General features: G+C 63.4%; 17 protein-coding genes and 3 tRNA genes. 13 read left to right on the top strand and 7 right to left on the bottom strand.

Annotation, left to right across the window (positions count from 1 at the left end; all coding sequences use genetic code 11):
- The first annotated feature begins 346 nt into the window (after positions 1-346).
- Positions 347-2,047 carry a T9SS type A sorting domain-containing protein gene (locus JAO73_RS12535; RefSeq protein ID WP_198977370.1) on the top strand — a complete coding sequence of 567 codons (1,701 nt, stop codon included), beginning with the start codon at positions 347-349 and terminating at the stop codon, positions 2,045-2,047.
- Between the two features lie 92 nt (positions 2,048-2,139).
- Here the strand turns inward: JAO73_RS12535 and hisS are convergent, their stop codons facing one another.
- Positions 2,140-3,573, bottom strand: coding sequence for a histidine--tRNA ligase (gene hisS / locus JAO73_RS12530; RefSeq protein ID WP_198977369.1), 1,434 nt, complete (start codon positions 3,571-3,573; stop codon positions 2,140-2,142).
- Between the two features lie 175 nt (positions 3,574-3,748).
- Between hisS and JAO73_RS12525 the strand changes: the two genes are divergently transcribed.
- On the top strand, positions 3,749-4,504 hold the full coding sequence (locus JAO73_RS12525) for a helix-turn-helix domain-containing protein (protein ID WP_198977368.1): 756 nt from the start codon (positions 3,749-3,751) through the stop codon (positions 4,502-4,504).
- Between the two features lie 86 nt (positions 4,505-4,590).
- Positions 4,591-4,962, top strand: a complete 372-nt coding sequence (locus JAO73_RS12520) for a hypothetical protein (protein ID WP_198977367.1) — start codon at positions 4,591-4,593, stop codon at positions 4,960-4,962.
- 91 nt (positions 4,963-5,053) lie between these two features.
- Here JAO73_RS12520 and JAO73_RS12515 read toward each other — a convergent pair whose 3' ends face one another.
- From JAO73_RS12515 to JAO73_RS12490, 6 genes are all read right to left on the bottom strand, one after another.
- Complete coding sequence (locus tag JAO73_RS12515) at positions 5,054-7,000, bottom strand: M28 family peptidase (protein ID WP_198977366.1); 1,947 nt, start codon at positions 6,998-7,000, stop codon at positions 5,054-5,056.
- 324 nt (positions 7,001-7,324) lie between these two features.
- Positions 7,325-9,859 (bottom strand): outer membrane beta-barrel protein, encoded by a 2,535-nt coding sequence (locus tag JAO73_RS12510; protein WP_198977365.1) that lies wholly within the window; start codon positions 9,857-9,859, stop codon positions 7,325-7,327.
- Positions 9,860-10,322: 463 nt separating this feature from the next.
- Positions 10,323-11,771: a toxin-antitoxin system YwqK family antitoxin gene (locus tag JAO73_RS12505; RefSeq protein WP_198977364.1), complete on the bottom strand. Its 1,449-nt coding sequence runs from the start codon at positions 11,769-11,771 to the stop codon at positions 10,323-10,325.
- Positions 11,772-11,891: 120 nt separating this feature from the next.
- The gene (locus JAO73_RS12500; protein WP_198977363.1) at positions 11,892-13,076 is read right to left on the bottom strand and encodes an acetyl-CoA C-acyltransferase; all 1,185 of its coding nucleotides are present in this window, start codon (positions 13,074-13,076) and stop codon (positions 11,892-11,894) included.
- A 138-nt stretch (positions 13,077-13,214) separates the two neighbouring features.
- Positions 13,215-14,231, bottom strand: a complete 1,017-nt coding sequence (locus tag JAO73_RS12495) for a hypothetical protein (protein ID WP_198977362.1) — start codon at positions 14,229-14,231, stop codon at positions 13,215-13,217.
- A complete protein-coding gene (locus JAO73_RS12490) occupies positions 14,228-15,193 on the bottom strand; it encodes a VWA domain-containing protein (protein WP_198977361.1) in 966 nt (321 codons plus the stop codon). The genes JAO73_RS12495 and JAO73_RS12490 overlap by 4 nt, the downstream gene beginning before the upstream one ends.
- Positions 15,194-15,363: 170 nt before the next feature.
- Here JAO73_RS12490 and JAO73_RS12485 point away from each other — a divergent pair.
- From JAO73_RS12485 to JAO73_RS12440, 10 genes are all read left to right on the top strand, one after another.
- Positions 15,364-15,451, top strand: a tRNA-Ser gene (locus JAO73_RS12485).
- Between the two features lie 80 nt (positions 15,452-15,531).
- A tRNA-Pro gene (locus tag JAO73_RS12480) sits at positions 15,532-15,605 on the top strand.
- A 21-nt stretch (positions 15,606-15,626) separates the two neighbouring features.
- A tRNA-Arg gene (locus tag JAO73_RS12475) sits at positions 15,627-15,700 on the top strand.
- Between the two features lie 287 nt (positions 15,701-15,987).
- Entirely contained in the window at positions 15,988-17,433 is a 1,446-nt protein-coding gene (locus JAO73_RS12470; RefSeq protein ID WP_198977360.1) for a T9SS type A sorting domain-containing protein, read from the top strand.
- A 227-nt stretch (positions 17,434-17,660) separates the two neighbouring features.
- Positions 17,661-19,655 carry a DNA topoisomerase (ATP-hydrolyzing) subunit B gene (gyrB, locus tag JAO73_RS12465; protein ID WP_198977359.1) on the top strand — a complete coding sequence of 665 codons (1,995 nt, stop codon included), beginning with the start codon at positions 17,661-17,663 and terminating at the stop codon, positions 19,653-19,655.
- A gap of 67 nt (positions 19,656-19,722) precedes the next feature.
- Positions 19,723-20,106 (top strand): RidA family protein, encoded by a 384-nt coding sequence (locus JAO73_RS12460; protein WP_198977358.1) that lies wholly within the window; start codon positions 19,723-19,725, stop codon positions 20,104-20,106.
- Positions 20,107-20,219: 113 nt separating this feature from the next.
- Positions 20,220-20,816, top strand: coding sequence for a biliverdin-producing heme oxygenase (locus tag JAO73_RS12455; RefSeq protein WP_198977357.1), 597 nt, complete (start codon positions 20,220-20,222; stop codon positions 20,814-20,816).
- Entirely contained in the window at positions 20,798-23,104 is a 2,307-nt protein-coding gene (locus JAO73_RS12450) for an ATP-binding protein (protein ID WP_198977356.1), read from the top strand. Before JAO73_RS12455 ends, JAO73_RS12450 begins: the two co-directional genes overlap by 19 nt.
- Before the next feature lie 9 nt (positions 23,105-23,113).
- Positions 23,114-23,560, top strand: a complete 447-nt coding sequence (locus tag JAO73_RS12445; protein WP_198977355.1) for a response regulator — start codon at positions 23,114-23,116, stop codon at positions 23,558-23,560.
- Between the two features lie 11 nt (positions 23,561-23,571).
- Positions 23,572-24,792: a sensor histidine kinase gene (locus tag JAO73_RS12440; RefSeq protein ID WP_198977354.1), complete on the top strand. Its 1,221-nt coding sequence runs from the start codon at positions 23,572-23,574 to the stop codon at positions 24,790-24,792.
- Positions 24,793-24,862 lie beyond the last annotated feature (70 nt).

The raw sequence follows: 24,862 nt of genomic DNA, 5'->3' as shown, positions 1-24,862 counted from the left end.
CGCGCGGCCCAGCGACTGGAACGCCGAAACCAACCTCACCACCCACAACTACACCGCCGTGCGTTTCTAAGATGCGCAAGACGCGCTGGTGCACCAAGCACCTGCGCCCACCCACTGCTGCAACAGGTGCTGAGCGACCCAACCGCCGCCCAAGCCCATGCGCTGCTCGCCCAACAAATGGCCCCGCGTTACCATAAGCCGCGCGTACGCGCCCTCTGCTGAGTAGATTGTGTAACAACTGCTTATCGAAAAACAACTCGTCTTATATAAAATTTACTATATTTATCTGGTTGGCGTATTTGCCGATTGACACTTACTCAAGGCACTTTACCTAATTGTACCTGCGATGAAACATGCTACGCTGCTCTTGCTCAATCTACTGACGAGTTCTTTGTTGCTTACGGTGGTCCTCCCGGCGCGGGCGCAATTTTCTACCACGCCTGCGCAAACCCAGTTCGTGTGCAATGTGCCCAACTACCAACTCGGCGTGCAAGCCTTCGCCGACGGTGCAGGCGGCTCCTACGTTGTCTGGATTGACAAGCGCAACGGGAACAACTCCGGCCTGGGCACCGGCATTTATGCCCAGCGCCTCAACGCGGCCGGGGTGCCGTTGCTGCCCACAAATGGCCTGCGCTTGTTCCAGGCGGGCAGTCGCGACATCTTCGGCCTGCGGGCCATTCCCTGGCAAAGCGGGATGCTGGTGGCCTGGGTGCAAGGCGCCTTTGGCGTGGGCGGCGACACCGTGCGCTGCCAATACTACAGCGCGGCCGGCGTGCCGCAGTGGTCCACGCCCACCGTGGTGGCCTACCGCACCCTGCCCACGGTTATTTACGAAAGCGAACAGGGACTCAACATCATTCCCACCAGCACGGGCGCCACCATCACCCACGCCCTGGCCCTGAACGGGGGCAGCGCCCGCTTTACCTTCAATAAGGTAGGGCCGACGGGCGTGCTGAGCTTCCCCAATAACGACCGGCAGGTGCAAGTGCTGCCCGTCGGCATTTTTGCTTCGGACTACTATCACACCGTGGGCGACGGGGCCGATGGCTTCTACCTGGTGGCCAGCGCCGGTGGCTTGTCTTCGCCCATTTATGCCCAGCGCTTTACCGCAGCCGGCGGGGCGGCTTGGGCCACTTACACCACCATCTCGGCGGGCGGCGCCTCGGGGCGCGGTTCGGACTGGCAACTCCTCACCGACCCGGCCAACAATCTCTACGTGGCCTGGACGTCGAACGGCGGCGACCCGCTGGCATCGAAGGTGTTACCAAGTGGTGCGCTGGGCTGGGCCAGCCCCGGCTACGTGGCCCTGAGCACCGACCCCGCGTACCAAACCAACCCCCACGCCATTTGGCACGATAACGCGCTTTGGATGATATGGGAAGACGCCCGCGGAGGCAGCGGCAACTTCGATTATAAGTGTTATGCCCAAAAGATTGACGCCGCCGGCACGCTGGCTTGGGCGGCCGGCGGGGTGCCCGTATACTCGTTATCCGCGGGGTATCCGCGCCCCAAGCTGGCGCCATCCGACAACGGCGCGGTGATGGCTTTTTACAGCACCGATGCCAACGCGGCCAACTTCCGCGCCCAGAAAATCTTGCCGACGGGCGCCGTGGCTTTTGCCGCCCCGGGCCTAGTGCTGCACTCGGTGGCCGATAATCGGCCTTACGAGTTGGACTACGTGCCCGTGGGGCAGCCCAATGGCTCGGTGCAGGTGTTTTGGTCGTCGCCGGGGCCAGCGCCTACGGGGCGCGACATCTGCGCGGGCCGCATACAGAGCTCGGGCTCGCTGCTCAGCTCCACCGAGCGCCTGGCCGCGGCGCTTGGGGTGGAGGCGTATCCCAACCCTGCCACTACGGAGTTGCACCTCCGCTTTCCTGCTGCTGCCAAGCCTAACAGCCTGCGTCTTTATAACGGGTGCGGCGACTTGGTGCGGGTTTTCACCGACGCCGCTCAGCCGCTGTCGGTGCGGGGGTTGCCGGTAGGCTTGTATGTGCTGCGAGCCACTGTGGCCGGGCAGCCGGTGAGCCAGCGCGTAGCAGTAGAATAGGCGAGGGAGAGTTGCCGAACAAAGAAACCCAGCCCGTCGTGCTGCGCCTTGGTGCAGCACGACGGGCTGGGTTTCTTTCTCTGACGACAGCCTTACTCCGCCGTAAGCGCGGTCACCACCTCACCCATGGGCAGCACGCGCTCCACGCCGGTTTGCATGATTTTGATTTTCACGACGCCGGCCGCCGCTTCTTCCGGACCCATGATGATGACCAGCGGAATGCCCTTGGCGTCGGCGTACTTGAACTGCTTCTGCAGCTTGCTGGCGTCGGGGTACAGCTCGCTGGGGATGCCGGCGGCGCGCAGCTCGGTCAGCAGGGGCAGCGCGGCCCGGCCGCTGGCCACGTCGAAGTGCGTGATAAGGCACCGCGTGGGGGTTTCCGAGGTCACCGTGAACAAGTCCAGCGCTTCGAGGCAGTCGTAAAGCCGGTCGACGCCGAACGAAAAGCCCACGCCCGACACGCCCGGCAGCCCAAACGAGCCGGTGAGGTTGTCGTAGCGCCCGCCGCCGCTCACGCTGCCCATCTGCACGTTGTTGATTTTGACTTCGAAAATGCAGCCCGTGTAATAGGAGAGGCCCCGCGCCAGCGTGGGGTCAAATTCCAGCCGGTCGAACTGCTTGAAGCCGGAGGCCCGCAGAATATCCAGCACCTGGGCCAGCTCGGTGAGGCCGCGGTAGTTGGCCAGCGGCTCGGGCGAGTCGGCTTCCACGTCGGGGGTGGTGGGGCGCACGCCGTCGGGCTCCACGCCGGCCGTCACGAAGCCGGCCAGCAGGCGCTGCAGCTTCTCTTCGTAGCTGCCCTCCACCGTCAGCAGCTCAAACAGCGTCTCGATGGTGGCTGCCGAGAAGCCGCGTTCGAGCAGCTCCTTGCTCACGCCGTCGCGCCCGATTTTATCGAGCTTGTCGATGGCCACGAACAAGTCCGTTTCGCGGCCCTCGCCGCCCAGCGCCTGGTAGATGTTGCGCAGCACGCCGCGGTGGTTGATTTTGATGGTGAAGTCGTGCAGGCCCAAGCCGCTCAGCACTTGCGCCATCATCAGCACGATTTCGGCTTCGCAGAGCAGCGAGTCGGTGCCCACCACGTCGGCGTCGCATTGGTAAAACTCGCGGTAGCGGCCGCGCTGGGGGCGGTCGGCGCGCCACACGGGCTGCATCTGGTAGCGCTTGAAGGGAAAAGTGAGCGTGCCGCGGTTCATGGCCACGTAGCGGGCAAAGGGCACGGTGAGGTCGTAGCGCAGGCCTTTTTCGGCCACTTTGGGCAGCAGGGCCTTGCTGCCGGCGGCCAGGTCTTCGGCCGTCACGTCTTTGGCAAAGTCGCCGGAGTTCAACACTTTAAACAGCAGCTGGTCGCCTTCGTCGCCGTACTTGCCGGTGAGCACGGATAGGTTTTCCAGCGTCGGCGTTTCGAGCGGCGCGAAGCCAAACGACTCGAAGGTGCGGCGGATGACATTGAAAATGTGCTGGCGGCGCGCCACCTGGGCGGGGCCAAAATCGCGGGTGCCCTTGGGAATACTCGGTTTTTGCATAACGCCGGCAAAGTTAGGTCGTGGCCAATGCGAAGTCACCCTCACCACAAAATCGAGCAATGTCGCATTTGTACAATATTCAATGTTTTTAATATTATAAATTTGTCTTGAGTTGTCGCAAGGGCCGGGTTGGAGCGGCATGTGGTTGAAACTGGGCAAGGCCCCGCAGACAGATATGCACATCACGGCATTTTCACCTTCGCCGGAGCTGAGCGGCTTCGTGGAGTGCTACGGGCTGTGGCACAACGACCCCGAACCCGGGCCGCCGGCCGCCGCCACGGCCCATAGCCCCCCCGCCGACCTGCCCCCCTTTTCTGCCCAAGACCCGCTGGGTTTTGCCCGGCGAATGCTATGGCTGCGGCTGCCGGACCGAGACGAGGGCCTGAGCATTTTCTTTCGGCCGGCCGGCTTGTATCATCTGTTTGGCGTGTCACCGGCCAAGGGGCGAACTGCCCGGGCCGAGCCGGGCGAGGCCGCGCTGGCGTTCGTCGATGCCCTGCTGCACCGCATGCAGGAGGCCGGCAGCCACGTGGCGTGGCCGGCGGCGGCCGACGAGCTGCTGCTGGCCCACGCGGCCCACACCACTGCGCTGCCCGACGCCGTTGATGCCGTGGCCGGCAGCATTTTACGGCAAGAGGGCCGGGTCAGCATCGAAGCGCTGGCCCAGGGCGTGGGCCTGAGCCGCCGGCAGCTCGAACGCCGCTTTCTGGCCGAAGTAGGCACGGCGCCCAAGCTGTACGCCAGCTTGGTGCGGTTCAACCACGCGTTTCGGCTGCTGGCCGCCAGCCCGGCCCCCAATTGGCAGGACGTGGCCTACGCCTGTGGCTACTACGACCAAGCCCACCTGATTCGCGAGTTCCGGCGGTTTACCGGGCAAGCGCCCAGCGCCTTTTTCAAGGCAAACCCCGAGCAGCCCATTCCTGCCGCCTAAGGCGCGGTGCGGGCAGAGCGGGCCGCATCGGCCGCCGCCGAGTCCACGCGTCATCGTTTCTTCTCACCTTTTTTCCTTGCCTGGCTATGAAAAAACCCTTGTTTTCTCAATTCTTTGGGCTGGCGCTGCTCCTGGCAGGCGCAGCGACTGCCAACGCCCAGTCGGCGGCCGTGACCACGGCGGGCTACTGGAACCTCGAAACCAACCTCACCACCCGCGACTTCACCATCGTGCGCTTCTACAACGCGCAAGACCAACTCGTGTACCAGGAGCGCATCGACGGCCTGTGCCTCAACCTGAACAGCGCCCGCCCGCTGTGCCGCAAAACGGCCGCCAAGCTCAACCTGGCCCTGCAGCGGGTGCTCGACGACCCAGGCCTGGGCCAGGTAAATACCGCGCTGGTGGCCCAGCAGCTCAGCGCCGACCGCCGCGTGCAGCGCGTGTACGCCGTGCGCTGACGCACCGCCTCCAATCGGATACCCACCAAAAAGCCCCGCCGCCGGACCAAACCGACGACGGGGCTTTGCTTGCAGAAAGGAAGGCGAGAAACTACTCTTTCTTGAATTCAAATTCGCCGCCGCCCTGCTTCAGCTTGAAGGTGGGCTGCTCGGGCGAAAACTCTACGCGCAACTGGGCCGGGTCGAACTTGAACACGCCCGGGCTCACGGCTTCCAGCGTGAAGGCCGGCTGGCCGGTGGCTTGGGCCTTGAGGGCGCTGCCCTCGCGGGTGAAGGTGATTTTGAGCGGAATCTGGGGGCTGGCGTAGGTGCCGGCGTAGCGGTCGAGGTCAGCGGATGTGGGCGCAAAGTTGGTTTTCACAAACTCGGGCTTCAGGGCCACGCGGGCGTCGCGCTCGGCCAGGGCCCAGGCCGTGTGGAAGATGAGCTGGTCGCGCCGGGCCATGGCCGGGAAGTCGATGAACTCCACGTCGTCCGTGGCCTTGTGGTACTGCGGGTGCAAGCCGCTGGTGTAGAAGATGATGGGTACGTTGTGCTTGGCGAAGTTGTAGTGGTCGGAGCGGTAGTAAATCTGCTCGGGGTCGGCCGGGTCGTTGTATTTGTAGTCGAGGGCCAGCGGGTTGTACTGCTGGTTGGTGGCCTCGCTCAGGGCGTTGAGCTCGGTGCTGAGGCGGTCGGCACCCACCAGGTACACGTAGTCGCCCTTGCCCTGGTGCAGGCTGTCGACGCGGCCCACCATGTCGATGTTGAGGTCGGTCACCGTCTTTTCGAGCGGGAACACGGGGTGGTCGGTGTAGTACTGCGAGCCGAGCAGGCCCTCTTCCTCGCCGGTGTTGGCCAGAAACAGGATGCTGCGGCGCGGGCCGTGGCCTTCTTTCTTGGCCTGCGAAAAGGCGCGGGCCATGGCCAGCACGCTCACCGTGCCCGAACCGTCGTCGTCGGCCCCGTTGAACACCACGCCGTCCTTCACGCCGAGGTGGTCGTAGTGGGCCGACACCACGAGGAGTTCGTCCTTTTTGTCGCCGCCTTCGAGGTAGCCCAGCACGTTTTCGGTGGTGAAGGGCTCGGTGTTTAGTTTGGCCTGGGCGGTGGCGGTGGCCACGGGCTTAAAGGGGGCGGCCACCGCCTTGCCGGCCTTGGCCACGCTTTGGCGGTACTTGTCGAGGCCGGCCGGGGTGGTGCCGAGCAGCTTGGCGCCCAGCTCAGGCGACACCACGAGGATGTTGAACCCCTGCTTTTTCTTCTCTTCGCCATCGAAGGTGAGGTCTTCGTGGCCCATAATCTGCTCGAAGGTTTTGGGTACGGCCGCATAGGCCGCTGCCGTTGGCATTACAACGAAAATAGTGCGCGCCCCGAGCGGGAAGATGGATTTGCGGCGGGCCGCCAAGCCCTCCAGCGACGCCGGCGCGTAGGCGCTGGGCTTGCCCTCGGCCCCGAGCAGCGACTTGCCTTGCGCATTCAACGGCTCGCCGGCCAGCAGAATAATGTCTTTGCCTTTGTAGTCGGCCGGGGCCGCGAAGTCCGAATATTTTTCTTCCTTGATGCCATAGCCCACAAACACCGGCTGCAGGGGAGCCGCAGTCGCGAAGTCGTCGGTCATCACGCCGTAGAAGTCGCGTTTGCCCTGAAAGGTCTGGCCGCCCACCTTCACGGTGCTGCCGGCCAGGTCGAGGGAGGTGCGCTTCATGCCGAAGTGCTGGATGTAGGGGTTGTCGGAGCCCGCGACCGGGCCGGCCAAGCCGTCGGCCGCAAAGGCTTTGGCTATGTAGTCGGCGGCCATCTTCTGGCCTTTCTTGCCGGTTTCGCGGCCCTCGTAGGCATCCGAGGCCAGCACATCGAGGTCGGACTTTAAGCCTGCCGGGGTGATGGTTTGGGCGTAGGTCACCGACCAGTCGGTGGGGGCTGCGGCGGGCGCCGGCGCGGCAGTTGGAGCGTTGCGGCCCGGCTTGGTTTTGATTTTGACTTTGCCCGGCGTTTGGCCGGTGGCGGCCCCGGCGGCCAGCAGCAGTGCCAGGGTAAGGGGGAGAGGTGTTTTCATGAAAACGGGTCTTGCAGGTGTAAAAAGGTGAAAAATCAAGCGGCAGCAAAGAAAGCACCGCCCGCCGCAAACCGCCGGTACCGTCTGGCTGATGGCGGCAGGCCGGGTGGTAAATCTCCGAAAGTGCCAGGGCATTACACCAGCCAGCCAGCCAGCCAGCCAGAAAAGCGGCGGGCACCCGGTGCCTGCCCATGGCCTCGAAGGCGCAGGGGCGACTCGCCGGTAACGACAAGCCCCGCCGCCGGACCCAACCGACGACGGGGCTGTTTGCAGAAAGAAGGAGAGAAAAGCGGGGTGGTATCAGGGAAGGGAAAACGGGGTAACTCAGCCGCCGAAGCCGCCACCGCCCTGGGGCGCGGCCTCGATGCGGCCCGGCTTGGCCTTGCTGGCGCCGATGTACCAGGTGAAGCCCAGCCAGCCCACGCGGGTTTCGTCTTTGGCGTAGCGGGTGCTGGTCAGGGCGTCGGTTTCGATTTCGGTGCGGTAGGAGCTGGTGTTCAGCACGTCCGACACGCGCAGGGTGAGGGCGGCGCGGTCCGAGAACAGGCGCTGGCGCAGGGCGATGTCCATCTGGCCCCAGGCCAGCTGCCGGCCCTGGGCCGTGAGCGAGGCCGAGCGCACGTTGCCGCTCAGCTGCACGTCGAGGGTGGGGCGCAGGGTGAAATTGTTGGCGAGGCGGGCGGTGCCCACCAGGGCCGTGCGGTTGTTGCCGATGCCGTTGCCCGCAATCTGGGCGCGGTAGAGGCTGGTGCTGGCGTTCAGGCGCCACCACTTGGCCAAGGGCTGGTTGAGGCTAATTTCGGCGCCAAGGTTGGTGGTGGTGCCCAGGTTGTCGTAGGTTTCGGCCGTCACGAGGCCGGCGCCGGGGCCGGCGAGGCGGGTGGCGGTGGTGTCCACGAAGCGCAGGCGCTGGATGCTGTTGGTGGTGATGCGGGCAAACACGGTGCTGGTGATGGTGGCCTGGCCCAAGTTCAATTGGTGGCCCAGCTCGATGTTGTGGCTAAATTCGGCCCGCAAGCGCGGGTTGCCGAGGCGGTAGCTGCGCGGGTCCTGGTAAATGGCCAGCGGCAACTGCTGCATGAAGTTGGGCCGGTTGAGGCGGCGGGCGTAGCTCAGCTGCAGGCGGTTCTGGCCGGGCTCCTTGCCAAATTCGCGGTTGAGGGTGGCCGAGGGGAAGAAGTTGAGGTAGTCCTGGGCCAAGCTGCCGCGCTGCTGGATGCCCACGCCGCCCTGGATGGTGCCGCTCAGGATGGTGTACTCCGAGCGGAGGCCGGCCTGCGCGCTCCACTTGGCGCCGAGGGGCCGCTGGTAGGTGACGTACGCGGCCGGAATGAGTTGGTCGGAGGTGTAGTCGAGCGAGCGGTTGGGGTCGTCCACGAAGTCGTCGGGGCGGCTTTCGCTGGTGGCGTAGCCGAATTTGTTGGCGCCGCGGTTGGTCTGGTGTTCGATTTTGGCGCCCAGTTCGAGGCGGCCTTTGCCGGTTGCAAGCGGCCGGGTGTAGTCCACCTGCGCAAACTGCACGGTGCCGAGCAGGCTCAGCAGCTGGCGGGTGCCGGGCTGCGGGGCGCCGCTTGAGCCGGCCTCCACGTACTGGCGCTGCACCACCGGCACGTTGGCGTCAATCACCACGCCGCCGAAGTTGGCGCTCAGCTCGCGGCCCTTGTGCTCGGCCCAGGTGCGGCGGTAGTTGCCGTCGAAGTTCAGGATGTTTACCCGCACGTCGAGGTCTTGGCGGCCGCGGGCGCGCTGCACGGCGCCGTTGTTGGTTTGCTGGGTCAGGTCCTGGCTTTCGCCTTCGAGGTTCACTTCCGAGCCGGGGGCCACGTTCAGGCTCAGGCTTTGGTCTTTGGGCAGGGCCAGTTCCACGCCCACCCGCACGTTGTGGTTGCGGTGCGTTTCGATGCCGGTAGCCACTTGGGTGGTGCGCACCGTTTCGGTGCCGAGCAAAGCGGTTTGTTCGGAGTGACCTTTGCTGCGGTAGCTCACGTCGCGGCCGTTGTAGCCGGCGCTCCAAGTGGCTTTGCCCTGCTTGCGGCTCAGATTGAGGTTGCCGCTATACTTGTCGGCGGTGCCGAGGTTGAGCGCGGCCGTGCCATTGGTGCCGTTCTTGGTTTCTTTCTTGGTAATGAGGTTGATGACCCCGCCGCCGCCGGCCGCATCGTACTTAGCCGAGGGGTTGGTGATGACCTCCACCTGGGCAATGCGCGAGGCCGGAATCTGGTCGAGGCGCTGGCCGCCGGTACCGCCGTTGCTCACGCCAGCGGGCTTGCCGTCGATGAGGATGGTGACGTTGGAGGTGCCGCGCATGCTCACGGTGCCGTTCACGTCCACGCTCACTGAGGGCACGTTTTGCAGCACGTTGGCCGCCGTGCCGCCCACGCTGCCCAGGTCTTTTTCTACGTTTATCACGCGTTTGCCCAACTCTTCCACCACGGTGGCTTTTTGGGCCGTCACCACCACTTCGCTGAGCTTTGTGGCGGTAGCAGCTATCATTTTCAGGCCCGGGAACTGCGCCGCGGGTGCCGCCTCGGTCAAAGTGAAGCGGCGGCGCAACACTTTGTAGTTCAGGTCCTGCACTCGCATCAGGTAGGTGCCCAACGGCAGGCCGGCGGCCCGGAAAGCGCCCTGCTCCGTGGTCTGAGCGGCCGTAACAAACGTGGAATCGGCTGAGCGCAGCAGCACGACGTCGGAGAATGGCACGGGCTTGCCCGAGCCGTCTTCTAGCAGGCTGCCGCTCACGCTGCCCGGGCCGCCCGTCTGGGCCGCCGCCCCCAAGGGCAGCAACAGCGAAACCAGGGCCGCGCCACGCAGCACGCGGCCGGCAAGGGAGAGGGCAGAAGCGGTGAAAAAAGTTTTCATGGTGCAGAAAATGGAAGGTGAGGTGGGTGGGGGAGTTGCCCGGCGCAGGCAGCGGCCGCGGTTCCGCTGGGTGATGGGCAATTCGGCCGCCCAAACTTCGGTGAGTGGAAGCAGCGGGCTAGCGGGTCATCTTGGGTACCCGCTTAGCTCAGCTACTGGGCTAAGAACAGAACAAATGTAAAGCAGGTACTTTGTAACGCAAGGTACTAAAGCAATAATTTTTCGTTAAGCAAAAGCAGTGCTGTGATGAACTTCTGAAAATCAATTAGTAAGCCGCAATAAATTTTTGCTGCTTCTTCCGGCTACCTGCAGGGAGCGGTGCGGAACTGAGGATACAGATGCAAGTTGCCCCACCAGGGTTGCCCGATATTTTCACCTTTTTCCGAGTAAAAGCAAAAAGCCCCAACCAGACGGCCGGGGCTTTTCACTGCACGGGTATTCATTTTTAGCCGCCGCGCCGGCCTCAGTGCCGCTTCACCGGAGCCTTGGGCTTGGGTTTGGGCTGGTGCACGGGGTCCGTCACCTGCTGGCCGTTGCGGTAGGTCACGGTGCGGTCCACGGTTTTGCCGTCTTCCTTGTAATAGGTCCACACGCCGCTCTGCTTGCTGTTGCGGTACAGGCCGTTCACGGCCAGCGTGCCGTCCTCGCGGTATTCCTTAAACGGGCCCTGAATCATGCTGCGCACGTAGGTGGTTTCCTTGCGCACCTTGCCCGAGGGAAAGTACTCCTGCGCCACGCCCGCCATGAAGCCGTTTAGGTAAGGCTGCCGGCTTTGCACCGTGCCGTTCTCGTAGTAAGTGAGGCGTTCGCCCACCAGCTTGCCCTGCGGGCCGTAGGTTTCCACCTTGCGGGGCGTCTTGCCATCGGGGTAAAACTCGCGCCAGGTGCCGGCCGGCCGGCCGCTTTTGTATTGCTCCTCGGCCTGCTTCAGCTGCCCGGCCACGTCGTGGTAGCGCGTGATTTTGCGGTCCTTGCCGCCGTTGGCGTAGTCGGTTTCCTCGCGTGGGTGGCCGTTTTCGAAGTACTCGATGCCGTGCCCAATGAGCACGCCGTTGCGGTACGTCATCTTCGATTTCACCTGCCCGCTCTCGTAGTAGCTGGTGGCCGGGCCGTCGAGGTTGGCCGTGCCGCTCACGGGCGCCGCGCGCTTGGTCAGGTCGTCGCCCAGCGGGTTTTTCACGGCGCGCTGCACCAGCGGGGCCGGGGCGTAGGTGCTCTCCGTTTGGAGTTTGCCGCTCATGTAGTAGCTGCGGTAGCGCCCGCGGCCGTTTTTGTCGGCCAGCACTTCCACCTCAATCTGGCTATTCGGGTAATACGTTTTGTAAGGGCCCGACAGCAGGCCTTTCGAGAAGCTGCCCTCGCTCTGCACCACGCCGTTGGGGTAGTAGAATTTCACCGCGCCGTTGGGCTGGCCGTCCACGTAGCTGATTTCGGCCTGGGTCTTGCCGTCGGGGTACAGGGCTTTGAGGGCGCCGTTGGGCTGGCCTTTGGCGAGGGTGGTGCGCAGCTTCACCGAGCCGTCGGGGTGGTAGTAGGTGATTTCGCCGTTGGGCTCGTCGTTTTCAAAGAAGCCGGCCTGGGCCACGTGGCCGTCGTCGTAATACGTTTTGAACGGGCCCTGCCGGATGCCGTCCTTATAAGTAGCCTCCAGCCGCCGGGTGCCCGTGGGGTGAAATTCCACGTAGGCCGAATCGCGCTTGCCCTGCGTGAAGCTGGTTTGCTGCTCCAGCTTGCCGTTGCGATAAAAGCGCTTGTACGTGCCCTGCGGCACGGTATCGGCGGCCACCAGGGCCGTGTACACCTCCCGCTTGTTGGTTTTCAGCGAGTCGTAGTAGGAAATAAACCGCTTCAGCCGCTGGCCGTGCGAGGGCAGGGCCAGCAGCAAAAAGAAAAAAGGAACCAAATATTTCATAGGCGCAAGAACGCAGAAAAGGGATTTTCCGTGCGATGGGAAATAGTCTCTAAAAGTCGGGCCAAAAAAAGCCCCACCGAATTTTCGGTGGGGCTCTTCGATTGTCAAAGACAGAAACAATTACAGCGCTTCCACCACAATGGCGCTGGCGCCGCCGCCGCCGTTGCAGATGCCCGTCACGCCGATTTTGCCGCCCTCGTTCTTGAGCACGTTCATCAGCGTGGTCACAATGCGCGCGCCCGAGGCGCCCAGCGGGTGGCCCAGGCTCACGGCGCCGCCGTATTTGTTCACCTTGGTGCCTTCCAGGTTCAACAGCTTGTTGTTGGCCAGGCTCACCACCGAGAAAGCTTCGTTGATTTCGTAGAAATCCACGTCGGCGGCGGTTTTGCCGGCGTTTTTCAGGGCTTTGGGGATGGCCAGCGAGGGCGACGTGGTGAACCACTCCGGCGCCTGCTCGGCATCGGCGAAGCCCAGAATGCGGCCGATGGGCGTGAGGCCCAGGGCGTCGGCCTTCTCGCGGCTCATCAGCAGCACGGCGGCGGCGCCGTCGTTCAGCGTGGAGGCATTAGCGGCCGTCACGGTGCCGTTTTCCTTGATGAAGGCAGGCTTCAGGCCGGGCACTTTGGCGAAGTCTACTTTCAGGTATTCCTCGTCGTCTTCAATGACGGTGGTCTTGCCGCGGCTCTCGATGGTCACGGGCACAATTTCGTCTTTCTTCTTGCCAGCTTTAGCGGCGGCGGCGCTGCGGGTGTAGCTCTCGATGGCGAAAGCGTCCTGCTCCTCGCGGGTGATGCCCATTTCCTTGGCCGTGTTTTCGGCCGCGTTGCCCATGGCGTAGTCGTGGTAGGGGTCCCAGAGGCCGTCGCGCACCAGGCCGTCAATCATCTGGCCGTGGCCGTACTTGGCACCGAAGCGGGCCTTGTCGAGGTAGTAGGGCACGTTGCTCATGCTCTCCATGCCGCCGGCCAGAATCACGTCGGCCTGCCCCAGCATGATGGCCTGGGCGGCAAACATGATGGCCTTCGAGCCCGAGGCGCACACTTTGTTTACGGTGGTGCATTCCACGGTGTCGGGCAGGCCGGCTTTCTTGGCGGCTTGGCGGGCGGGGGCCTGGCCGAGATTAGCTGAAATCACGTTGCCCATAATCACCTGCTCGACTTCTGCGGGCGCCACGCCGGCTTTGTCGAGGGCACCCTTCAGGGCAATGGCGCCCAGCTCGGTGGCCGACAACGACGCCAGCGCCCCGCCAAAAGACCCAATGGGCGTGCGGACAGCGGAAATAATGACAACTTCTTTGGTTTGCATACCGAAATGTTTGAAGTGGGGTGGGAGGATGAATCTGGCCGCAAAAGTACGGATTTAGAACCCCCAAACGCGACAACTGCCTAACAGGCGTTAGTCGGATTTAGTTGGTGGCGCAAGTTGCTTGCGCTTAGGACGTAATTACCAGGTCGGCTTATTGGGGTCGGGCTTGCGCTCGGTCGGTCGCGCCAACTGCTGTAGGTACTGCTGCTCCTGCGCGCGCAGGGTTTCGAGCAACTGGCGGGCTTGGGCGGGGCTCAGGTTCATGGCTTGCAGGCGTTCGCGCTGGGTTTGGAGCTGCACGTCGGCCGGGGCGGCGGCTTCGGTGCCCGGGCGGTTGCTGCGGCCCTGGCCAGATTCGGCTGAGGAACCGGCGCTGCGGTCCAGCCCGCGCTGCTGGCCGGGCGTTTCGCCCGTGGGCAGGGGCGCGGCGGGGCCGGAGCCGGGCGCCTGCCCCCCCGTTGCCGCCGCGCCCGGGGCGGGGGAGGGCCGCTGGTTGTCGGGTTGGCCGTTGGGGGCCGCGCGGCTTTGGGGCGGGCTGGTGGGTGGCGCGGGGCTCGGCTGCTGGTCGTTGGTTTCGCCTTTGCGGTCCGTTCCTTCCTTGGTGGCCGACTGGTTGGGGGCGCTGCCGTTTTTCTCGGGGGCCGACTTGTCCGGCTTGTTCTTTGGTTGATTGGGCTCGGCCGGGGGCGGCGCTATTTGGGGGCTGTTGGGCCGCCGGGCCAGGTAATCGGTCAGCACTTCGTAGTTGTAGCGGGCGCTTTCATTGCGCGGGTCCAGCAGCAAGGCCTGGCGCAGCAGGCCCACGGCCTGGGCCAGCTCGCCCCGCTGCGCTGCCAGCACCGCCAACTGCTGCCGGGCCACGCTGCTCAAGGCCGGGGGCGTGGCGGTCAGGAGCCGGCTATAGGTGCTGGCAGCGGGCGCCAGCTGTCCGGCCCGGGTTTGGGCGTGGGCCAGGTTCAGCACCAGGCGCGGGTCGGGCTTGGCGCGGGCGTTGGCGTTCAGCGCCGCGGCAAATGCGTGGGCCGCACGCGCCGCCGCGCCGCGCTGGTAAGCCACGGTGCCGCGCCGCACGGCCACGTTGCGGTCGCGCACGCCGGTGAGCAGCGCCCAGCCCGGTCCACCAATCAGCAAAAGCACCAGCGCAACGTATTTCACGGGCGAATAATGGTTAGGGTCAGGGCCACGTCGAGGGCCAGCAGCAGCAGGGCCACCGCCAGCGGGTAGCGGTAGCGGTTGTCGGCCACGGCCACGGTGCGCACTTGCTCGGCCACGCCGGGCATGTTGCGCAGCAAGCGCAGCAACGGCTCGAAGCCGTTTTGCTGGTTGCTAAGTTCCACGTACTGGCCGCCGGTTTGGGCCGAAAGCTGTAGCAGCGGAGCTTCGCGGAGGCGGCTTTGCACCAGTTGGCCTTTGCCGTCGCGCACCAGGCCCCCGCCCGGTTTGGGAATGGTGCTGCCTTTTTCCGTGCCCACGCCCACCGTGTATACCCGCGCCCCGGCCCGCGCTAGTTCGCGCAGCACGGGCTCCAGGTTTTCGCCAAAGTCTTCGCCGTCGCTCACCAACACCAGGGCCGTGGCGCGGGGCGTGCCGGCCTGAGGACTCAGCCGTTTCAGCACCAGTTCCAGGGGCTCGCGCAGGGTAGTGGGCCCGGCCGGTAGCAGGCTCGTGCGCAACGTGCGAATGAATACCTGCACGGCTGCTTGGTCGTAAGTGAGCGGGCATTGCACCACGGCTTCGGCCCCAAACACCACCAGCCCCAGCCGGTCGGCCGGAAACTGCGCCACCAGCGTTTCCAACTCGGCCTGCGCCCGCAGCAGGCGGGAAGGAGCAACGTCGGGGGCGTCCATCGAGCGCGATACGTCTACCAGCAGCCACACGTCTTTGCCGGCGGTGCGCACCGGGCGTTGGCTCACGCCCAGCGACGGCCCCAGCGCCGCCGCCAGCAGCGCCGCGCCGGTGAGCAGGCGCAGCGTCAGCTTCCACCCGCGGTGGCGGGCCCGGGTGCCCAGTGCCCGCCCGGCGCGGCCCGCTCGCTGCCAGTGCCGCGCCAGCAGCCCCAGCGCCAGCAACAACGCCAGGCCGGCCGCCACAAAATCAGGATACGCCCAGGTTAGCAAACGGGAATTAGTAAAAGATTCGGAAGGGGCGGGGCCACGTGCCTCACCGGCAAAGGTGGCAGCGTGGGAACTCTTAAATCGTCCCAAAGATAAATTTTTCGCTCAGGGTATGGCTAATTCAGTTCCGCCCGTATATTTGCACCCGCTTCGGACGGAAGCGAAACCAGCCTGGAGAAGTGGGTGAGTGGCTGAAACCAGTAGTTTGCTAAACTGCCGTAGCTCTAAAGGTTACCGGGGGTTCGAATCCCCCCTTCTCCACTGATAATGTTGGGTTGCGAAAGCGTCCCATTGGGGCTCCACCCAGTAGGAAACTTTCTAAACTCAACATTATTTTTTTTCGGGGTGTAGCGTAGCCCGGTATCGCGCCTGCTTTGGGAGCAGGAGGTCGTAGGTTCGAATCCTGCCACCCCGACATTTTTCCCGCCCCGTTTTCGACCCCGTAGCTCAGCTGGATAGAGCAACTACCTTCTAAGTAGTCGGTCTTTGGTTCGAATCCAAACGGGGCCACTCAAAAGCCCCTCACCGCAACGTGAGGGGCTTTTTTGCGCTTCAGCGGTTGCGTAGTCCCGTAGTGGTGCCTGCTATCAGGCTCATACTGAGCCGTGTGGTGGTCCGGATGCCCTGTCGCCAAGCGCAACACTCCTTCGCGCTGCCACGTTCTGCCACTGTGAGAATGGGTCAATATGCTTATCTTGGCCCGCAAACGCGGCTGCCTTCACCTGAGCAGCCGTCGTAATTGCACGGGTTCTTTTTCATTTCCTCTCTTTTCGCCACCCCTTAAATAACTTTTAACCATGAAGAAATTCTTACTTTCTCTGGGTTTGCTCGGTGCCGCCGTTGGCGCGCACGCCCAGACAACTCCCAACTTGGGCCCGTGGGTGCAGGTGAACACCGTAAACTCCGGCGCCTTCGCGCCGGGCTACCGTGTTGTTCACGTGAGCACCGTTTCGCCCACTGTGGCGTGGGCCACGGCCGAGGAAAACTCGACTTCGGGCGTCGCTAACTTTTTCTTCCGCACCAACAACGCTGCGGGCGACCAGTTTGACTTCGATGCTATTACCGCAGTGGGCGCCAATGCTTCGTATGAGTCGGCCAACATTTCGGGCGTATCGGCTACTACCGCAGTGGTGGGCAAATACGGCTCGACCGGTGGCGGCGACATCCTGCGCACCACTAATGGTGGCTTGAGCTGGACCCGCACCTCCACCAACGCGCAGTTTCCGCAAGCCAACGGCGGCTTCCTCGACTTTGTGCACATGTTCGACGCCAGCGTGGGCGTGGCCGTGGGCGACCCCGTGGGCGGCTACTTTGAAATCTACCGCACCATCGACGGCGGTGCTACCTGGAACCGCATCCCCCAAACCGCCGTGCTGACGCCCTTTACCGGCGAAGCCGCGCTGGTGCGTTCGTACTTCGCGCTGGGCAACACCATCTGGTTTGGCGGCGCTTCGCTGGGTACCAACGACCAGGAGTACGTTTACAAGTCGACGGACCGCGGCATAACCTGGACCAAGAGCGCGCCGACGCCCCTCACCGAAACCATCTCCAAAATCGCGTTTAAAGACGCCAACAACGGCATCGCTTACAACGTGAAAGTTACCGGTTCCGACGTAACCGCCGTGAACGTGATTCGCACCAGCGACGGTGGCGCCACCTGGCAGACCATCACTCCGGTGAACAACGCCACGGGCAGCTTCTTCCGCTACGACATTGACGCCGTGAACGGCCGCTACTACAGCGTGGGCCAGCGCTTCCCCGCTTCCTCGCCCGCCGTGGCCGCCGACTTCGGCTCGTCGTACAGCACCGACGGCATCAACTGGATTAATCTGAACAACAGCCAGGGCTTCTTTGCCGTGGATTTGATTCCTGGCACGGGCACCGCTGTTGCGCAAGGCTACGCTGGCGCTGCCACCGACGCTGCTGGCTCGGGTGGCCTTTACAAAGGCACCATCCTCAACTCTGCCACCCGCGACGCTGCCCTGCAAAACGCCCTGACGGTGTTCCCCAACCCCAGCAATACCGGCGTGTTCAACGTGGACCTGGGCTCGACGCTGAAAGGCAGCGCTCAGCTGACCGTGGTGGACGCCATGGGCCGCCAAGTGAAGTCGCAAACCGTGAACCCCACCGCGGTGGGCTCGAAGGCTTTCAACGTTGACCTGAGCAACGAAAAAGCTGGCGTGTACACGTTGCAGTTCCGCACCGACGCTGGCATTGCCACGCAGAAAGTGGTTATCAACTAAAGGCAATTTTTTGCCTTTGGCAAAAGGCTTCTCCCATGCCGGGAGGGGCCTTTTTTTGTGCCTGCGGGGCTGGACTCTAGCGGCATCGTTTGGCCTGGTGCGAAATGAAAAAATCCGGGGAGTAAAACCGCGAAAATTCCTGAAAATGGGATTAAATATGTACTTTTGAGTGTTCAGTACCTAGCCGCCCGTTGGACGGTTTTACGACCTGATTTAATCCCGCCCTCATGAGCGAAACAACCGAAAAAATCGTTCAGCCGGAATACACGGCTGACAGCATTCAAGTACTCGAAGGTTTGGAGGCCGTGCGCAAGCGGCCCAGCATGTACATCGGCGACACCGGCCTGAAGGGCCTGCACCACTTGGTGTGGGAGGTGGTCGACAACTCCATTGACGAAGCCCTCGCCGGGCACTGCGACCTGATTAACGTCACCATCAACGAAAACAACTCCATCACCGTGCGCGACAACGGCCGCGGCATCCCGGTGGGCTACCACGCCAAGGAAGGCAAGTCGGCCCTGGAGGTGGTGCTCACCGTGCTGCACGCCGGCGGCAAGTTCGACAAAGGCTCCTACAAAGTGTCGGGGGGCCTGCACGGCGTGGGCGTGAGCTGCGTGAACGCGCTTAGCACGGATTTGAAAGTGACCGTCCGCTCCAAAGGCCACGTGTATCAGCAGGAATACAAGATTGGCTTCCCGCAGTACGACGTGAAGCAGATTGGCGACACCGACGAGCACGGCACCGAAGTACAGTTCCTGCCCGACCCGACCATCTTCTCCGAAACCGAGTACCGCTACGACACCATTGCCTCGCGCCTGCGCGACTTGTCGTACCTGAACAAGGGCATCCGCATCACGCTCACCGACCGCCGCGAGAAAGTGGAGGGTGGCGAGTTCCGCTACGAAGAGTTTTACTCGACCGGTGGCCTGCGCGACTTTGTGCAGTACCTCGACGGTGAGCAACGGCCGTCGCTGCTCGCCGAACCCATTTACGTGGAAAGCGAAAAGGGAGGCACGCCCGTGGAAGTGGCCCTGCAGTACAACACCTCGTACCAGGAAAACGTCTATTCCTACGTCAACAACATCAACACCATCGAAGGGGGCACGCACGTGGGCGGTTTCCGTTCGGCGGTGACGCGGGTGCTGAAAAACTACGGCGACAAAAACAAGCTGTTTGAGAAAGCCAAGGTGGAAATCACCGGCGACGACTTCCGCGAGGGCCTCACGGCCGTGATTTCGGTGAAAGTGGCCGAGCCGCAGTTTGAAGGCCAGACCAAAACCAAGCTCGGCAACTCCGAAGTGAGCGGCGCCGTGAACTCGGTGGTGGGCGAAATCCTGACGCAGTACCTGGACGAGAACCCCAACCAGGCCAACAAAATCATGGAGAAGGTGATTCTGGCCGCCAAGGCCCGCATTGCCGCCCGCAAGGCCAAGGACATGGTGCAGCGCAAGGGCGTGCTCTCCTCAAACAGCCTGCCGGGCAAACTGGCCGACTGCTCGGAGTCGGACCCCGAAATCTGCGAGCTGTACCTGGTAGAGGGTGACTCGGCCGGTGGCACCGCCAAACAGGGACGCAACCGCGCGTTCCAGGCCATTCTGCCGCTGCGCGGCAAAATCCTGAACGTGGAGAAAGCGCAGGAGCACCGCATTCTGGAAAACGAGGAAATCAAGAACATGATTACCGCGCTGGGCGTGAGCTTCAACGAGCGGAAGTCGCTGGCGTTTGGCACCGACGACGCCGGCAACGAAACCGGCCCGCTGAACTTCGACAAGCTGCGCTACCACAAGGTCATCATCATGACCGACGCCGACATCGACGGTTCGCACATCCGCACGCTGATTCTGACCTTCTTCTTCCGCTACATGCGCGAGCTGGTGGACCGCGGCTACATCTACATCGCCCTGCCGCCGCTCTACCTCGTGAAGCGCGGCAAAGAAGAGCGCTACTGCTGGACCGAAGAGGAGCGCAGCCAAGCGCAGGAAGACCTCGGCCGCGGCAAGCCCGAAACGGTGAACGTGCAGCGCTACAAAGGCCTGGGCGAAATGAACGCCGAGCAGCTCTGGACCACCACCATGCAGCCCATGACCCGCACCTTGAAGCAGGTAACGGTAGAATCGGCCGCGGAGGCCGACCACCTGTTCTCGATGCTGATGGGCGACGAAGTGGCGCCGCGCCGCGATTTCATCGAACGCAATTCCAAGTACGCCAAGCTGGACGTATAGCCCATCTTACGTGGAGAGGCCCGCTGCAAAGCGGGCCTTTCTTGTTTAATAGCAGTTCGTTACAACCATGCGACAACTTATTTCTTCGGGAGCTCCCTGGGAGCCGCTGGTGGGCTACTCCCGCGCCGTGCGCGTGGGCAACGTGGTGGAAGTGGCCGGCACCACTGCGCAGGACGGCGACGCGGTTACGGGCGGTCCCGATGTGTATGCGCAAACCAAGCGTGCGCTGGAAAAAATTGGCGAAGCGCTGGCGGCAGCCGGAGCCTCTTTTGCCGACGTGGTGCGTACCCGCATCTTCCTGACCGACATCTCGCAGTGGGAAGCCGCGGGCCGCGCCCACGGCGAAGTGTTTGGCGAGATTCGTCCGGCTTCCTCCATGCTCGAAGTGAAAGCCCTGATTAGGCAAGAGTTGTTGGTGGAAATTGAGGCCACGGCCATCGTTTCGGAGTAAGTCGCGGCGCGGCCCTTGGCCAGTTGTGGCCCGCCCAAGAAAGAGCGGCAACAAGCTCGTGCCTAATTTTGGTGACGATATGTTCCCAATTGCTTTACGCTAGTCCGCTATTGATGTCCACAGTGCCAAGCACCCCCGAAACCCCGGTCGTGCCCACCATTCTTGCCCGCCTGCGCGCCGAAACCCGCCCGTACCACGACGCGCTGGAAGCGGGGGCTTTCAACGAAGCCCTGCGGGCGGGCGCCCCCACGCCCACCGGTACGGCGCAGTTTCTGGAGCGGATGTATGGGTTTTTGCAGCCCTACGAAGCTGCCCTGCGAGCGCACGCCGCGGAATTGGGACCCGCCTGGGAATTGCCACAGCGCTACCGTGCCCATTTAATTCTGGAAGATTTGGGCCGGCCGGCCGCCGACCCCGGCCTGCCGCTGTGCCCGGCCATGCCGCCGCTGCGCACCGTGCCCCAGCTGCTGGGAGCCCTCTACGTGATGGAAGGCTCGACGCTGGGCGGGCAGGTGATTGCCCGGCAACTGGAACGGGCGGGCATCCCGCTGCGGCGGTATTTTTCGGGCTATGGCGAGCGAACCGGACGCCTGTGGAAGACGTTTGGCCAGCTATTGACCGTGGCCGCTACGCCGGCTACGGCCGATGACATTGTGGCCTCGGCCGCGCTTACTTTTCAACACCTTGCTGCGTGGATAAACCAACCGTGAGCTATTCCGACGAGCGCCTGCTCGGCACCCCCATCACCCTGACCAACTGCGACCGCGAGCCGATTCACATCCCCGGCGCCATTCAGCCCTACGGCTGCCTGCTCTGCCTCGACGAGTACACCCGGCGCATCGTGCAGGCCAGCGCCAACACCGAAACCTACCTCGGCCAGTCGGCCGAAAGCTTGATTGGGGCCGACCTCTCCCAAGCGCTGGCCCCCGACCAGCGGGCCAAAGTGGAAGCGTTGTTCGACACGCTTGGCGCCGCGCCCCAGCTGCTGGGCGTCCGGCTCGACCCCGTGGCCGGGCGGCCCTACTTCAAAATCATCCTGCACCGCTACGACGGGGTGCTGTGGCTGGAGTTTGAGCCCGTGGACCAGCCCGAGGCCTCGCCGCCCGACCTGCCCTTTCTGAACGCGGCCATGGGCCAGATGCTGGCCGCGAGCACGGTGCTGGAGTTTTGCCAGCACACCGTGGACCAAGTGCGCGCCATCACGGGCTTCGACCGGGTGGCCATCTACCGCTTCGCGGCCGATGAGAGCGGCGAAGTCATTGCCGAAGCCAAGCGCGACGACCTCGCCCCCTGGCTGGGCATTCATTACCCTGCCTCCGACATTCCGCAGCAGGCGCGGGCTATGTACCTCAAAAACTGGCTGCGCTTCATTCCCGACGCCGGGTATGCGCCCGTGCCGCTGGTGCCGGTGCGCAACCCCGTGACGGGCCGCCCGCCCGACATGACGTACGCCGTGCTCCGCAGCGTGTCGCCCATCCACCTGGAGTACCTGCGCAACATGGGGTCGGCGGCCACCATGACCATTTCGCTCATTCAGAACGGCAAGCTCTGGGGCATGGTGACCTGCCACCACCTCAGCCCCCGGCTGATAAGCTACGAGCTGCGCGACCTGTGCCAGTTCATCGGCAAAACGTTTTCGGCCCTGCTCAGCAGCAAAGAGCAACTCGACGACACAGAGTACCAGTTGCGCATCACCGAGCGGCAGAGCGAACTGTTTGAACACGTCACGGTGTCGGGCCAAACCCGTTTTGTGGACGGCCTGTGCCAGCATTTTCCCACGCTCCAGGACGTGTTTGACTGCGGTGGGGCCGCGGTGTGCTTCAACGACGAAATCACCACCTTGGGCGCTACGCCCGCGCCTGAGCAAATTCGGGAGCTGCTGGCTTGGTTGCAGGCGCACGTGGCAGAGGACGTGTTTTCGACGACTTCTTACGCCGCCCTCAACCCGGCGGGGCTGGAGATTCGGTCCACGGCCAGCGGCATCATCGCGGCTTCACTGGCCGATGCGCCCGGCAATTACCTGCTGTGGTTTCGGCCCGAGCAGGTGCGGACCGTGACCTGGGCCGGCCAGAACGAAAAGCCGCAGGCTCTGGCCGACGGCCAGATTTTCCTCTCGCCCCGCCAGTCCTTTGAGGCTTGGAAGCAGCTGGTGGAAAACACTTCGGCCCCGTGGCGCCCCGTGGAGCTGGAAGCCGCCAAGGAAATCCGGCTGCGCATTTCCGACATTCGCCTCAAAGTGTTTAACGAGTTGCAGGCCCGGGCCCGAAGCCTCACCCGCCTCAACGCCGAGCTGGCCCGCAGCAACGACGACCTCGACTCGTTTGCGTACGTGGCCTCGCACGATTTGAAAGAGCCCTTGCGCGGCATTCACAACTACTCGCTGTTTCTGCTCGAAGACTACGCCGACCAGCTCGACGAGGAAGGCGTGCACCGCCTCCGCACCCTGGTGCGCCTGAGCCAGCGCATGGAGTCCCTGATTGAGTCGTTGCTGCAACTTTCGCGCGTGGGCCGCGCCGAGCTGGAACTGGAAAGCGTTGACCTCAACGAGGTGCTGGACGAGGTGCGCGACCTGCTGCAGCTGCGCTTTGAGGAAACGCACACCCAGCTGGTGGTGCGCGACCGGCTGCCCACCGTCTTGGGCGACCGGATTCGGCTGCAGGAGGTGATTAGCAACCTGTTTTCGAACGCCATGAAGTACAACGACCTGCCGGAAAAGGTCATTCGCATGGGGGAGGCCGCCGTTGACACTTTTCCGGACATAAACCGTGGCAAGTTTTACGTGTTTTACGTACAAGACAACGGCATCGGCATCGACCCGCGCCACCAGACCAATATTTTCAAACTGTTTAAGCGTCTGCATACTCCCGAGAAATACGGAGGGGGCACCGGCGCTGGTCTGGCCATTGCCAAAAAGATGGTTGAAAAACACGGCGGCGCCTTGTGGGTTGATTCGCAACCCGGCCAAGGGGCCACTTTTTACTTTACCATACCTAAATAGCCGGTACTCGTGCTTTTATCGCCACTCAAACCCATCCTCGTTGTGGAAGACAGCGCCGAAGACTTCATGGCCCTGAGCCGGGTGTTTCGGAAACACGCGCTGCAAAACCCGGTGTTGCGCTGCGAAGACGGCGACCAAGCCCTGGACTACCTGCAGGGCTACGGCAAGGCGGCGGGCTGGCCCCAAACCCTGCCCGCCTTCGTGCTGCTCGACCTGAACATGCCCGGCACCGACGGACGCGCCGTGCTCGAAATCATGAAGCGCGACCCCAAGCTGCTGTCCATTCCGGTCATTGTGTTCAGCACCTCCACCAGCGCCGGCGACATTTCGGACTGCTACCAAATGGGGGCCAACAGCTACCTGACCAAGCCCATTGAGTACGCCGCGCTGGAAGAAAAGGTCCGGCACGCCATTCAGTACTGGCTGGAAACCGCAGAGTTGCCGAAGGCATTGTAGGAAAGACGGGCATGAAAAAGATTTTACTCGTTGACGACAACGAGCAAGACCGCGCCATGTACCGGCGATTTCTGGGCCGGCACCTGGGGTTCGAAAGCATCAGTTTTGAGGAAGCCACCACGAGCGAAGAAGCCCGGACGCAGTTTTTGGCTTACCGGCCCGACTGCGTGTTGCTCGACTACAACCTGCCCGATGCCGATGGCCTCGACATTCTGGCCGACCTGAAAGCCCTGACGCCGCCCGAAAGCCTGTGCGTGGTGATGGTGACCGGCGGCGGCAGCGAGGAATTGGCCGTGCGCGCCCTCAACGGCGGGGCCCTTGACTATCTGGTGAAGCGACAATTCGACCAGGAACTGCTGGCTAAGACGGTGCTGCACGCCATCGAGAAAAACGAATGGCGGCAGTACGTGGCCCGCTACCACGAGGAGCTGCACGCCGTGAACCAACAGCTGCGCGACTCGCTGGATGCCCTGACGGAAACGCGCCACGAAATCACCCTCAAAAACGCGCAGCTCACGGCCGCCAACACCGACTTGGCCCGCGCCAACCTCGATTTGGACAACTTCGTGTATGCGGCCTCGCACGACCTCAAGCAGCCCGTCGACAACCTGCGGGGCCTGTTCGAGGAATTGCGCGGGGCGGCCACGTTTCGCGACGCGGAAGCGGCCACCGTGCTGCGGCTGGTCGATTCCTCGCTGCAGGAACTGAGCAAAACCATTCACGACCTCTCGGCCGTGGTGCAAGCCGAACGCCTCACGGGCGGCCAACCCGCCGAAAAGGTGGTGCTGGCCGACCTTGCCAACGAGGTGCTCACGCTGCTCCAGCCCCAAGTGACGGCGGCGCAGGGTGTTGTCCGCACCGATTTTGATGCGCTGCCGTCCTTGCAGTTTGAGCGGAGCAGCCTGCGCACCATCTTGCTCAACCTGCTAAGCAACGCCTTGAAATACCGGCATCCCGAGCGCCCGGCGCAGGTGGAGGTGCGCACCGGCTACGAAGCCGGCCAGCCGGTGCTGGACGTGCGCGACAACGGCTTGGGCATCGACATGGAGCGGCACGGGGCAGAGCTATTCCAGTTGTTCCGGCGCTTTCACCCGCAGGCGTCGGCCGGCACGGGGGTGGGCCTGTTCCTGGTCAACCGGCTGGTGCAGGCGCAGGGCGGCCACATCGAGGTAGCGAGCACGCTGGGCGAGGGCACGCGGTTTCGGCTTTATTTGGGGCCGGCCGCTGGTTAAGGCCCAATTCGTGCGGGATTGATACATTGCCTGGCGTTAATTTGTCCGTTGGCGGTGGCGTGCAAGCCTA

Origin of the sequence: Hymenobacter miniatus (genome assembly GCF_016427455.1) — a bacterium.
Classification (GTDB): Bacteria; Bacteroidota; Bacteroidia; order Cytophagales; family Hymenobacteraceae; genus Hymenobacter; species Hymenobacter armeniacus.
The sequence above is the reverse complement of the archived record's forward strand: the minus strand, read 5'-3'. Positions and strand labels throughout refer to the sequence as shown.

What these genes read in the sequence shown, in the direction of transcription:
- JAO73_RS12505 (WP_198977364.1), bottom strand. Translation starts at nt 11,771, where the DNA reads ATGAAATATTTGGTTCCTTTTTTCTTTTTGCTGCTGGCCCTGCCCTCG.
- JAO73_RS12515 (WP_198977366.1), bottom strand. Translation starts at nt 7,000, where the DNA reads ATGAAAACACCTCTCCCCCTTACCCTGGCACTGCTGCTGGCCGCCGGG.
- JAO73_RS12470 (WP_198977360.1), top strand. Translation starts at nt 15,988, where the DNA reads ATGAAGAAATTCTTACTTTCTCTGGGTTTGCTCGGTGCCGCCGTTGGC.
- JAO73_RS12440 (WP_198977354.1), top strand. Translation starts at nt 23,572, where the DNA reads ATGAAAAAGATTTTACTCGTTGACGACAACGAGCAAGACCGCGCCATG.
- gyrB (WP_198977359.1), top strand. Translation starts at nt 17,661, where the DNA reads ATGAGCGAAACAACCGAAAAAATCGTTCAGCCGGAATACACGGCTGAC.
- JAO73_RS12520 (WP_198977367.1), top strand. Translation starts at nt 4,591, where the DNA reads ATGAAAAAACCCTTGTTTTCTCAATTCTTTGGGCTGGCGCTGCTCCTG.
- JAO73_RS12460 (WP_198977358.1), top strand. Translation starts at nt 19,723, where the DNA reads ATGCGACAACTTATTTCTTCGGGAGCTCCCTGGGAGCCGCTGGTGGGC.
- hisS (WP_198977369.1), bottom strand. Translation starts at nt 3,573, where the DNA reads ATGCAAAAACCGAGTATTCCCAAGGGCACCCGCGATTTTGGCCCCGCC.
- JAO73_RS12510 (WP_198977365.1), bottom strand. Translation starts at nt 9,859, where the DNA reads ATGAAAACTTTTTTCACCGCTTCTGCCCTCTCCCTTGCCGGCCGCGTG.
- JAO73_RS12535 (WP_198977370.1), top strand. Translation starts at nt 347, where the DNA reads ATGAAACATGCTACGCTGCTCTTGCTCAATCTACTGACGAGTTCTTTG.
- JAO73_RS12500 (WP_198977363.1), bottom strand. Translation starts at nt 13,076, where the DNA reads ATGCAAACCAAAGAAGTTGTCATTATTTCCGCTGTCCGCACGCCCATT.
- JAO73_RS12525 (WP_198977368.1), top strand. Translation starts at nt 3,749, where the DNA reads ATGCACATCACGGCATTTTCACCTTCGCCGGAGCTGAGCGGCTTCGTG.
- JAO73_RS12455 (WP_198977357.1), top strand. Translation starts at nt 20,220, where the DNA reads ATGTCCACAGTGCCAAGCACCCCCGAAACCCCGGTCGTGCCCACCATT.